This is a genomic window from Bacteroides sp. MSK.20.82, from assembly GCF_019052485.1.
Taxonomy (GTDB): domain Bacteria; phylum Bacteroidota; class Bacteroidia; order Bacteroidales; family Bacteroidaceae; genus Bacteroides; species Bacteroides thetaiotaomicron.
Genome location: NZ_JAHQUN010000004.1, coordinates 151,245 through 163,286, shown reverse-complemented (window position 1 = coordinate 163,286; position 12,042 = coordinate 151,245). Strand labels below are relative to the sequence as shown.

Here is a 12,042-nt window from a genome sequence, read left to right as displayed (position 1 = left end):
AAGCAGCGGTAGGGCTGCTGCTTTATCGCCTGACTTTTTCTAATCCAACTACTACACTACTTTATCCACTTTTTAAAACTATGAATAATACAACGAACGAAGGAAGTAAACTCTACTTGTATTCGATTACTTCTGTTGCTATTTTGGGCGGTTTGCTCTTCGGTTATGATACGGCGGTTATATCCGGCGCGGAAAAAGGGCTCGAAGCCTTCTTCCTGTCCGCTTCCGATTTTCAGTATAATAAGGTAATGCATGGCATTACTTCTTCCAGCGCATTGATAGGCTGCGTGCTGGGTGGTGCTTTATCCGGTGTCTTTGCTTCCCGTTTGGGACGTCGTAACTCATTGCGGCTTGCTGCTGTATTATTTTTCCTCTCGGCTCTTGGCTCTTATTATCCGGAAGTTCTTTTCTTCGAATACGGAAAACCGAATATGGATTTGTTGATAGCATTCAATCTGTATCGTGTTCTGGGAGGTATCGGAGTAGGACTGGCTTCGGCGGTATGTCCGATGTATATTGCTGAGATTGCTCCTTCCAATATTCGTGGAACCCTTGTTTCGTGCAATCAGTTTGCCATAATCTTTGGTATGTTGGTTGTGTACTTTGTGAATTATCTGATTATGGGTGACCATCAGAATCCGATTATTCTGAAAGATGCTGCCGGTGTGCTGTCAGTAAGTGCTGAGTCGGATATGTGGACAGTTCAGGAAGGATGGCGTTATATGTTTGGTTCGGAAGCCTTCCCTGCCGCTTTCTTCGGCCTGTTGCTGTTCTTTGTTCCAAAGACTCCCCGTTATTTGGTTCTTGTACAGCAGGAAGAAAAGGCTTACACTATTCTGGAGAAAATCAACGGTAAGAATAAAGCTCAGGAAATTCTTAATGATATTAAGGCTACTGCTCAGGAAAAAACAGAGAAACTCTTTACTTATGGAGTAACAGTGATTGTGATCGGTATTCTACTGTCCGTATTCCAGCAGGCGATCGGTATTAATGCAGTACTTTACTATGCTCCGCGTATTTTCGAAAATGCAGGTGCCGAAGGTGGTGGTATGATGCAGACAGTGATTATGGGTATTGTAAACATTATCTTTACGCTGGTTGCTATCTTTACGGTAGACCGCTTTGGTCGTAAACCATTGCTGATTATCGGATCTATTGGTATGGCTGTAGGAGCATTTGCAGTGGCAATGTGTGATAGTATGGCAATCAAAGGTGTTCTTCCGGTACTTTCTATCATCGTATACGCTGCTTTCTTCATGATGTCATGGGGACCGATTTGCTGGGTCTTGATTTCAGAAATCTTCCCGAATACTATTCGTGGTAAAGCAGTTGCTATTGCAGTGGCTTTCCAATGGATATTCAACTACATCGTATCTTCTACTTTCCCGGCATTGTATGACTTCAGTCCGATGTTTGCATATAGCTTATACGGAATCATCTGTGTCGCTGCCGCTATCTTTGTCTGGCGTTGGGTACCCGAGACTAAAGGGAAGACGCTGGAAGATATGAGTAAGCTCTGGAAGAAAAATAAATAAATTAGGTTAGTGCTTTTTATCATGTCATTGTGACGTGAGATTATTAAGATTATGACATCATGCAAATTGTATGATGTCATAATCATATATATATGTAACAGTCAGTAATTCAGTAGGATATTTTGCATTATCTATTTTTGGATACTCCAAACCATCCCGACACAGGAAAATAAAAAGGAGAACGGATATAGCCCGGGTGAGTCAGCTTTCCTTCATCCACCCGCTTTTGTAATCTGCGGAGTGCAGTGGCTTTTCGAAGTCCACATAATGAACAAAGCTGCTGTGTGGTAATACAAGAGTTATCTTTGAAAAATTCAGCTAATCTCCCATCTATTTCTATATCGCTCAATTCCTGTGACCTGTGGGTCTCACTAACCTTTTCAAAAGTCGTAGCCTTTAATTCGCGAAGCAAATCTTTTTCCGGAGTAAAAACGATTCCACTGCAATGAATATTTTCGGCACGGATTTCTTTGGGAGAACGTACTTCGGGTGATTCCGCTTTGATACGGAATGAACCGATTCCCGGAATGTGAATACTATTCCCGTTGGATAATTCTTGTTTGAAAACATTGGCAAACTCTATAAAAGACCCTATTACGTCGCTTTGTCTTAAACTACTTCTGGACTCAATCGTTTCGGCTATATCTTCCAGTGTGATGGTGTCCCGTACAACCAGTCGGGCATGATATCTCGTTTTATTGGAATCTTTAGGTTGGGGAGTCAGGAAGAAATCATAAAGTGCATTCATTGCTTTAGTTGTTTTGTGCGTATCAATTAGCAGACTTACGCAGTCATTTTATTTATTTTGTGCCTTTCTATTGATTGGCTCACATTATGTGCAACAGCTAACTCACATATTGTGTAATAACTGTCGCTCATTATGTGCGATAGCTATCGCACGACTGGTGCTACGCCTAATATGATGCGTCAAAATTACTAATAATTCTAATCAAAAACAACACTTCAAAGGGTTATTTCTGTTAGATCATTTTTCAAAAAAGAATGAATCAGCTTATTTGCAAATCCGGTATTCGGTAGTCTATTTTTGTGTCTCAAACCTCACAATAATTTTAAAAAAACAGCAAGTATGAAAACAATAATTAGAGAAATGGTAGAGACTATAAAACAATTGTTTGCGCAGAAACAGCAAATGCAGGAGCCGGTAGTTGCCAATTACGAGGTATCCGAAATCGTGGAACAAAAGACACTGAAGAAGAAGGAGGAGTCTGAGAAGACAGGTGAAAAAACGGGTAAATCTAATAAATGGAGTCAATCGTTGACTTTGCAATTAAAAGAGTATTTGAATGACAATTTTGATTTCCGTTATAACAATTTGACAGGAGCTACGGAATATAGGGAGAAGAGTGGAAAGAACTGTTTCCGACCTATTGATGAACGCGAAATGAATGGAATGATTGTGGATGCCCGCCTGGAAGGAATACCTTGCTGGAGAGGGGATGTACCCACCATGGTTCTTTCAAACAAAGTGGAGTCTTATAATCCTTTCCATCTTTATGTAAAGGAATTGCCGGGTTGGGATGGAGTAGATCGTGTGACCCCTTTATTGCTACGTGTTTCAGATAATGAGATATGGCTAAGAGGAGGACGTTGCTGGTTACGGGCAATGCTTTCACAGTGGAGTGGGGAAGAACGTCTGCACGCCAATGTACTTACTCCTGTATTGATAAGCGGGAAGCAGGGATTGAGTAAAAGTACTTTTTGCCGATTGCTGATGCCCGACTCATTACGGCATTATTTTATTGATAATCTGAATCTGGCAGCAGGCAGTTCGCCGGAGAAGAAGCTCGTGAAAAACGGATTGATTAATTTAGACGAATTTGATAAGATTAAAGAGAGTCAACAGGCTACATTAAAGAATCTTCTTCAAATGGTGAATGTTCCCGTTTTTCGCGGCAAGCGACTGGGATGGGTGAATGAGTCCCGTCTTGCTTCTTTTATAGCCACAACAAATGTCTATCAGGTATTGATTGACTCCACAGGAAGTCGTCGTTTTCTGTGTGTGGAGGTGTTAAAACCTATTTCGGAAGAACCTTTGGAGCATAAGCAAATATATGCGCAGCTGAAAGAAGAGCTGAAATCCGGCGCACCGGATTATTTAAACAAAGAAGAAGAAAAGGCTCTGCAGAAACATAACAAGGCATATTATCGCCAATCCTTACTAGAAGATGTGTTTCATTGTTGTTTCCGCCATCCTTTGGAAACGGAAAAAGGTATCTGGCTGACAACAGCTGAAATATTTCAAGTGATGCGTAAGTTCAACTCTGCAGCTTTGAAAGAGGTCTCTGCACGTCAATTGGGCCTGAAACTTTCAGCCATGGGATATATGGCAAAGCATACGTCTTTCGGAAATCGATATTATGTGTTTAATCTTTCGGCCGAGAAAAAAGAAGTGTCATTGTAATGCGTTATTATACAGGTGGTTATTGTGAAAAATGATTTGCTGATATATACATTTTATGCTTACTCCTTGAAAAAATACCTAATTAATTTTGCGGATTAAAATATTGTTCGTAGTTTTGCGAACAATAAAAAGGAGGAGATATTGAAGTGAAAGAAAAGCAGTATACAGTAGAGCAGGAGCAGATAGCTCGTTTTGCTAAAGCTATGGGACACCCGGCACGAATGGCTATTCTTAGTTTCTTGGCTAAACAGGAAAGTTGTTTCTTCGGAGATATTCACGAAGAATTGCCTATTGCCAAAGCAACCGTTTCACAGCACTTGAAAGAGCTGAAAGATGCAGGATTAATTCAGGGAGAAATAGAAACGCCCAAGGTGCGATATTGTATTAATAAGGAAAATTGGGAACTTGCCCGCAAATTATTTGCTGCATTTTTGGGAGATTGTAAATGTACAGGAACATCGTGCTGTGGATAACAGCACTTTTTTTTAAGAATATTGTTCGTAGTTCTACGAATTACGATTAAGAGATAAACTTTAATATAGAATAAAAAATGGAAATCAAAGTATTGGGAACCGGGTGTGCAGGCTGTAGAGCATTGTATGAAACAACTAAACAAGCAATTTCTGAATTGGGGTGCGATGTCGTATTAATCAAAGAGGAAGATTTATTAAAAATCATGGAATATAATGTTTTAAGTCTTCCGGCTTTAGTCATTGACGGAAAAATCGTATCTGCTGGGAAAAGATTATCACTTGCAGAAGTAAAAGAATTGATAACCCAATAATACTATAGTTATGAAGAAATTCTTTTATTTACTATTCTCAACCATTATCTTAATATCCTGTAGTAATGGTGCAAAAGCAAAAACAGAGGCACAGAGTATGGAAGAAAAGCAGCCTGACCATATTGAGGTGCTTTATTTCCACGGAGCGCAGCGTTGTATCACCTGTCGGGCAATAGAAACTAATACAGTAGCCCTTTTGGATAGCCTTTATTCCAAAGAGCAGGCAGACGATAGGATTATCTATAAGGTTATAGATATTTCAAAAAAAGAAAACGGGCAAATTGCGGACAAGTACGAGGTTACTTGGTCGTCATTGTTTGTGAATGGCTGGAAAGATGGAAAAGAAAATGTAAACAACATGACGGAGTTCAGTTTTTCCAATGCAAGAAAATCACCGGACAAATTTAAAGAGGGAATTAAAAATAAAGTTGATGAATTGCTAAAACAGTTGTAGGATGGATTTTCTTCAATCACTATTAGACAATAGTTCTGTTCCTGTTATAACAGCCTTTATCTTAGGAATTTTAACGGCAATCAGTCCGTGCCCTTTGGCTACTAATATAACGGCAATAGGTTTTATTGGTAAGGATATAGAAAACCGTCACCGTATATTCATAAATGGGTTACTTTATACATTTGGCAGGATAGTGACTTATACAGTACTTGGGGTTATTCTTATTCCGGTTCTTCGTGAGGGGGCAAGTATGTATATGGTTCAAAAGGTGGTAAGTAAATACGGTGAGATGTTGATTGCTCCGGTATTAATTATCATAGGGATATTCATGCTCGATATTATAAAGCTAAATATACCCAAAATCAATATTAGCGGAGAGGGGCTAAAGAAGAATACAAAAGGTAGTTGGGGCGCTTTGTTATTGGGTATTTTGTTTGCTCTAGCCTTTTGCCCCACCAGTGGAGTTTTCTATTTCGGTATACTTATGCCTTTGGCGGCAGCAGAAACGGGCGGGTATTTTTTACCCGTAATATATGCTATCGCTACAGGGGTGCCTGTAATCCTTGTTGCTTGGATATTGGCGTATAGTGTAGCCGGATTAGGTCGGTTTTATAACAGCGTACAAATTTTTGAAAAATGGTTTCGCAAAATTGTTGCTATACTCTTTATAGTCATAGGAATCTATTATGCGGTCGTTTTTTATCTATGAACAATTTAAATTAATTTAAATAAAGGACAGTATGAAAAAGATAGAAATTTTTGATCCGGCAATGTGTTGCCCTACGGGTTTGTGTGGAACAAATATCAATCCTGAATTGATGAGGATTGCAGTTGTTGTCGAAACATTGAAAAGACAGGGTGTTATTGTTACCCGTCACAATTTACGGGATGAACCACAGGTGTATGTGAGTAATAAAACTGTAAATGAATATCTTCAAAAGAATGGTGCAGAAGCTTTACCTATTACTTTAGTAGATGGTGAAATTGCAGTTTCTAAAGTTTATCCTACCACTAAACAAATGAGTGAATGGACGGGAGTGAATTTAGATTTAATGCCCGCTAAATAAATGTATAACAGATTTATATTAAAAAAGAAATGAAAGCATTCAATTTATCCGATATAGAACTGACTAAATACCTGTTTTTTACAGGTAAAGGTGGAGTAGGAAAGACTTCTATTGCTTGTGCCACAGCAGTTGGTTTGGCTGATAAGGGAAAGAAAATACTTCTTATCAGTACAGATCCGGCTTCTAACTTACAAGATGTTTTCGATCAATCCTTAAACGGACACGGTACAGCTATTTCAGAAGTGCCGGGACTGACTGTTGTAAACCTTGATCCTGAGCAGGCAGCAGCAGAATACAGAGAAAGTGTTATTGCACCTTTCAGGGGAAAATTACCCGAAAGCGTTATTCAGAATATGGAAGAACAGCTTTCAGGTTCCTGCACAGTAGAAATCGCAGCTTTTAATGAGTTCTCGGACTTTATTACCGATGCTGATAAAGCAAAGGAGTATGACCATATTATTTTTGATACAGCACCTACCGGACATACATTGCGAATGTTGCAGCTTCCATCTGCGTGGAGTACATTTATTAGTGAAAGTACCCATGGTGCATCCTGTTTAGGGCAGTTATCAGGCTTGGAGGAACGGAAAGGAATTTATAAACAGGCGGTAGAAACCCTATCTGATACAAGCGCAACTCGGTTAGTACTGGTCAGTCGTCCTGAAATTTCTCCATTGAAAGAAGCTGCCCGCTCTTCATCTGAATTACAGCTATTGGGAATTAAAAATCAGTTGTTGGTGATAAATGGTATTTTACAGCAACTGAATGAAGCGGATGATGTGTCACGACAACTGCATAACAGGCAGCAAAAGGCATTACAGGGTATGCCTGCTGAACTATCTGAATATCCTATGTACAGCGTTCCTCTACGTTCTTATAATTTATCTGATATAGCTAATATACGCCGTATGTTATACAGCGACAGCCTTGCGGATGATATTTGTTATCAGCCTATAAGTGGTGCTAAAAGTATAGACGACTTGGTTAATGACCTCTATACTTCCGGTAAGCGGGTAGTGTTCACAATGGGAAAAGGCGGTGTAGGTAAAACTACCTTAGCAACAAAAATAGCTCTGAAATTAACAAAACTCGGTGCAAAGGTACATCTTACCACCACTGATCCGGCAAACCATCTGAACTATGATCTCGCTATAAAGTCGGGTATTACAGTCAGTCATATTGATGAAGCGGAAGTATTGGAAAACTACAAGAATGAAGTTCGTAGCAAAGCGGCAGAGACCATGACTGCCGAAGATATGGAATATATTGAAGAAGATTTACGTTCGCCATGCACACAAGAAATAGCAGTCTTCAAGGCATTTGCCGAAATTGTAGATAAAGCGGACAATGAAATTGTGGTGATTGATACTGCACCGACAGGTCATACATTGTTGCTTTTGGATGCTACCCAAAGCTACCATAAAGAAGTAGAACGTACCCAAGGAGCAGTTACGGGAGCGGTAGCCAATTTATTGCCCCGTTTGCGTAATCCAAAGGAAACGGAAGTCGTAATTGTTACCTTGCCTGAAGCGACACCTGTATTTGAAGCTGAACGCCTGCAAATGGATTTGCAACGCGCCGGAATTAATAACAAATGGTGGGTAGTAAATGCCTGCCTGTCAATGACAAATACGGAAAATTCATTTTTGCAGGCGAAAGCACAAAATGAAGTAAATTGGATTAAGAAAGTAGAACAATTGTCAAAGGGTAATGCTGCCTTGATTGGATGGAAAAATATATAGGAATTGGATTTTTTGAAAGATACCTGACTGTTTGGGTAACTTTGTGCATTGTTGCTGGTATTGCTATCGGACAATGGTTTCCGGCAATATCGCAAACATTGAGTAAATTAGAATACGCCAATGTGTCTATACCTGTGGCTATCCTGATTTGGTTAATGATTTACCCCATGATGCTGAAAGTAGATTTTCAGAGTATTAAAAACGTTGGTAAGCGTCCGAAAGGAATTATCATCACTTGTATTACAAATTGGCTTATAAAGCCTTTTACAATGTTTGGAATAGCTTATCTATTCTTCTACGTTGTTTTCAAGTCTCTAATATCTGCCGAATTGGCCGAAGAATATTTAGCAGGGGCAGTCTTATTGGGTGCTGCACCTTGTACGGCAATGGTATTTGTATGGAGTTATCTGACCAAAGGGGATGCTGCCTATACATTGGTGCAGGTTGCAGTGAATGATTTAATCATATTGGTTGCTTTCGCTCCTATTGTTGCTTTTTTATTGGGCGTAGGTGGCGTTACGATTCCGTGGGATACATTATTGCTTTCAGTTGTATTGTTTGTTGTCATTCCTCTTTCTGCCGGAATAATAACCCGCATACTGGTTATCCGGCGAAAAGGGATAGAATATTTTAATACTGTATTTATCCGTAAGTTTGATAATTATACGACTGGCGGGTTACTATTAACGCTTATCATTCTGTTTTCATTTCAAGGAGAAACCATATTGAACAATCCGTTGCACATCGTATTGATTGCCGTTCCGCTTGTGTTGCAAACAGTTCTGATATTCTTTGTAGCCTATGGTTGGGCGAAATGGTGGAAATTACCTCACAATATAGCTGCACCTGCCGGAATGATTGGTGCAAGCAATTTTTTTGAATTATCGGTGGCTGTGGCTATATCGCTTTTCGGTTTGCAATCCGGTGCTGCATTGGCTACAGTGGTAGGGGTGTTGGTTGAAGTTCCGGTTATGCTGATGTTAGTGAGAGTTGCAAATAATACATACAGGTGGTTTACAATAAAATCAAGTATGAGTAAATAGAATACTCTAGACGATACGTACAAGAAATCAAGATATTGAAAAGAAAACTTTGAATTAAGAATAATAAATATTCATTGGTTTAAAAACACTATTAAAGTATAAGCTGTACCTTTGCACTGTCTTTTTAAAAACATATATTGTTATGGAACAACATCCAATTAAAATTAATAAAGTACAGATACGTAATCTTCAAATTGAAGACTATGCACAGTTATCCCAATCGTTTACCCGTGTTTACTCTGACGGTAGCGATGTATTTTGGACTCATGCCCAGATAAAGAAATTAATAAGTATTTTTCCGGAAGGACAGATTGTGACAGTCGTCGATGATAAAATCGTAGGTTGTGCTCTTTCCATCATCCTTGATTACGATAAGGTAAAGAACGACCATACGTATGCACAAGTTACCGGTAAGGAAACATTCAATACTCATAATCCGGAAGGAAACATCCTGTATGGTATTGAGGTGTTTATTCATCCGGGATACCGTGGTTTGCGTCTGGCTCGTCGTATGTATGAATATCGCAAGGAACTTTGCGAAACATTGAATTTGAAAGCTATCATGTTCGGTGGCCGTATTCCGAATTATCATAAATATGCCGATAAGATGCGCCCGAAAGAATATATCGCACGGGTACGGCAGCGTGAAATTTATGATCCGGTTCTTACCTTCCAATTATCGAATGATTTCCATGTTCGCAAAGTAATGACCAATTATTTGCCGAATGATGAGGAATCCAAGCATTATGCCTGTTTGTTGCAGTGGGATAATATTTATTATCAGCCGCCTACGCAGGAATATATCAACCCAAAGACGACTGTCCGTGTGGGACTGGTACAGTGGCAGATGCGTAGTTACAAGACATTGGACGACCTCTTCGAACAAGTGGAGTTCTTTGTAGATGCCGTATCAGATTATAAAAGTGATTTTGTTCTTTTTCCGGAATATTTCAACGCTCCTTTGATGTCGAAGTTTAATGATAAAGGAGAATCGCAGGCTATTCGTGGATTGGCAAAGTATACCGATGAGATCAGAGACCGCTTTATAAATCTGGCTATCAGTTACAATATCAATATTATCACAGGAAGTATGCCGTATGTAAAGGAGGATGGTCTGTTATATAATGTAGGCTTCCTTTGCAGGCGTGACGGAACTTATGAGATGTATGAAAAAATGCACGTTACTCCGGATGAAATCAAGAGTTGGGGATTGAGCGGTGGTAAACTGCTGCAAACTTTCGATACAGATTGTGCGAAGGTCGGAGTCCTGATCTGTTATGATGTGGAATTTCCGGAACTTTCCCGTTTGATGGCGGATCAGGGAATGCAAATCTTATTTGTACCTTTCCTGACTGATACACAGAATGCTTACTCCCGTGTTCGTGTCTGTGCTCAGGCGCGTGCGATTGAAAATGAATGCTTTGTAGTCATAGCAGGTTGTGTAGGAAATCTTCCCCGTGTTCATAATATGGATATTCAATATGCACAGTCGGGAGTGTTCACTCCATGTGATTTTGCTTTTCCGACTGATGGAAAACGGGCGGAAGCCACTCCGAATACGGAAATGATTCTGGTTTCGGATGTCGATCTGGATTTATTGAATGCACTCCATACTTACGGTAGTGTGCGCAATCTGAAAGACCGTAGAAATGATGTTTACGAAGTCAGATTCAAGAAATAAGAGTAAAAGCGCCTATTGATTGTAAAAAGTATTTAGGCACGGATTCCACGGATTAACACGGTTCTAAAGACATTCATTTATAGCAAAAACCGTGAAATCCGTGTAATCCGTGCCTAAAAGAGAGTAAACATATACCTTTGAGACATGACTTTTTTATTATTTAGAAGATGTGCCGCTTTCCAATATACTGACGATAGAAAACAGTGTGAAACAGATCGCTCCAAGTCCTACTAAAACCCGTGCCGGAATAAAATAATCAGCGTTTACGGTAGCAAGCTCGAATACAAAGGCAGCCAGAAACAGGCATGCTAATGCTGTCAGTACCGGAATCATAGGGATTCGGTTAGCCAGTTTGAACTCCCGCCTCCATATCTTGGCGAGTAGAATCACTTTGCTGGAAATACTGTAACATACCAGGCCAAGACCAAGCATGATGTATCCGGTAGTACCGTTTGCACTTCCTGAATCGGCAAGGATGACGAATATGCCCCATACAAAAGAGATCGATCCCATTAATAAAACCAGTTTCGGCCATTTGTTACGTTCTCTTTCCGAATAGTCGTTCCGGACCTGACGGGCTATGGTTGCTACCAATGCAATCAGACTGGTACAAATACATGCGAGCCCTACCATCACATGACCTGCTACAAAATAAGCAGGATGAGAGTGACTGTTGCTTAACAGGATGAACGCCCATATCCATGCGATACAGGAAATGACGATTGCGAGAATGATCATTGCCCGTCTCTGGCCAATAGAAAACGCTCCCTCCGGCACTTCATTTCCGGTAGCTTTGGCATTGGCCGGAATCAAAGAAAATCGGGTGGAAGAGGTAGCGGCGGTAGCTACACAAGCTGTGATAAATCCTACACCGGTTATGACATGCCCTGCGACGAAGGCTGAAGTAGTGGTAGCGGCATTGAAAATGCAGATACCTCCGACAATCGTTATGATAGCTGCCAGATAGCCCACAACAGGTAAAACGTATTTTGTAGCTTCATTATAGGTATGTATGATTTGCCGGATTATAGTGGCTGCCGTACAGAACAGCGCAATGCATATCATACCTAGTGAAAATACAACAGGACCTGCCACCAGACGGTTTCCCGCGTCACCATAACCGTAAATGAATGCTCCGTATCCGAAGCAAAAGACCGCCATCGCCAAAGGGATTGCTCTGAATAAAATACTAATACCGTAATTCATAACTTAAGTGCTTTTTATTTTCCCACTAAAACAAGGAGATATCCGTTTTGTTTAACGCAACATCCATTTATAAACGATAACTTCACATGATTCCAATTAAAAGTCCTT

12 protein-coding genes are annotated in these 12,042 nt (G+C 40.1%); 10 read left to right on the top strand and 2 right to left on the bottom strand.

Features of this window, described 5'->3' with window-relative positions; translation table 11 throughout:
- Nucleotides 1–80 precede the first annotated feature (80 nt).
- A complete protein-coding gene (gene xylE, locus KTR07_RS06465) occupies nt 81–1,535 on the top strand; it encodes a D-xylose transporter XylE (protein WP_055217964.1) in 1,455 nt (484 codons plus the stop codon).
- 127 nt (nt 1,536–1,662) lie between these two features.
- Here xylE and KTR07_RS06460 read toward each other — a convergent pair whose 3' ends face one another.
- Nucleotides 1,663–2,283 (bottom strand): HU family DNA-binding protein, encoded by a 621-nt coding sequence (locus KTR07_RS06460; protein ID WP_217315255.1) that lies wholly within the window; start codon nt 2,281–2,283, stop codon nt 1,663–1,665.
- A 339-nt stretch (nt 2,284–2,622) separates the two neighbouring features.
- Here KTR07_RS06460 and KTR07_RS06455 point away from each other — a divergent pair, with 339 nt between their 5' ends.
- The 9 genes from KTR07_RS06455 to KTR07_RS06415 all read left to right on the top strand — a co-directional run bounded on the left by KTR07_RS06455 (nt 2,623) and on the right by KTR07_RS06415 (nt 10,728).
- Nucleotides 2,623–3,957: a DUF3874 domain-containing protein gene (locus KTR07_RS06455; RefSeq protein ID WP_217315253.1), complete on the top strand. Its 1,335-nt coding sequence runs from the start codon at nt 2,623–2,625 to the stop codon at nt 3,955–3,957.
- A 146-nt stretch (nt 3,958–4,103) separates the two neighbouring features.
- The gene (locus tag KTR07_RS06450) at nt 4,104–4,430 is read left to right on the top strand and encodes a helix-turn-helix transcriptional regulator (RefSeq protein WP_016267521.1); all 327 of its coding nucleotides are present in this window, start codon (nt 4,104–4,106) and stop codon (nt 4,428–4,430) included.
- Nucleotides 4,431–4,507: 77 nt separating this feature from the next.
- Nucleotides 4,508–4,741 (top strand): thioredoxin family protein, encoded by a 234-nt coding sequence (locus KTR07_RS06445; protein ID WP_217315251.1) that lies wholly within the window; start codon nt 4,508–4,510, stop codon nt 4,739–4,741.
- A gap of 10 nt (nt 4,742–4,751) precedes the next feature.
- Nucleotides 4,752–5,195: a nitrophenyl compound nitroreductase subunit ArsF family protein gene (locus KTR07_RS06440; RefSeq protein WP_217315249.1), complete on the top strand. Its 444-nt coding sequence runs from the start codon at nt 4,752–4,754 to the stop codon at nt 5,193–5,195.
- A 1-nt stretch (nt 5,196) separates the two neighbouring features.
- The gene (locus tag KTR07_RS06435) at nt 5,197–5,904 is read left to right on the top strand and encodes an aromatic aminobenezylarsenical efflux permease ArsG family transporter (RefSeq protein WP_217315247.1); all 708 of its coding nucleotides are present in this window, start codon (nt 5,197–5,199) and stop codon (nt 5,902–5,904) included.
- A 31-nt stretch (nt 5,905–5,935) separates the two neighbouring features.
- Nucleotides 5,936–6,262: an arsenite efflux transporter metallochaperone ArsD gene (gene arsD / locus KTR07_RS06430; RefSeq protein ID WP_117859926.1), complete on the top strand. Its 327-nt coding sequence runs from the start codon at nt 5,936–5,938 to the stop codon at nt 6,260–6,262.
- 29 nt (nt 6,263–6,291) lie between these two features.
- The gene (gene arsA / locus KTR07_RS06425; RefSeq protein WP_117859927.1) at nt 6,292–8,004 is read left to right on the top strand and encodes an arsenical pump-driving ATPase; all 1,713 of its coding nucleotides are present in this window, start codon (nt 6,292–6,294) and stop codon (nt 8,002–8,004) included.
- Nucleotides 7,989–9,047 carry an ACR3 family arsenite efflux transporter gene (arsB, locus tag KTR07_RS06420; RefSeq protein WP_011107455.1) on the top strand — a complete coding sequence of 353 codons (1,059 nt, stop codon included), beginning with the start codon at nt 7,989–7,991 and terminating at the stop codon, nt 9,045–9,047. The genes arsA and arsB overlap by 16 nt, the downstream gene beginning before the upstream one ends.
- A 142-nt stretch (nt 9,048–9,189) precedes the next feature.
- Nucleotides 9,190–10,728, top strand: a complete 1,539-nt coding sequence (locus KTR07_RS06415; protein ID WP_011107456.1) for a carbon-nitrogen hydrolase family protein — start codon at nt 9,190–9,192, stop codon at nt 10,726–10,728.
- A gap of 156 nt (nt 10,729–10,884) precedes the next feature.
- Here KTR07_RS06415 and KTR07_RS06410 read toward each other — a convergent pair whose 3' ends face one another.
- Nucleotides 10,885–11,934: a DUF2776 domain-containing protein gene (locus KTR07_RS06410; RefSeq protein WP_061473536.1), complete on the bottom strand. Its 1,050-nt coding sequence runs from the start codon at nt 11,932–11,934 to the stop codon at nt 10,885–10,887.
- Between the last annotated feature and the right edge of the window lie 108 nt (nt 11,935–12,042).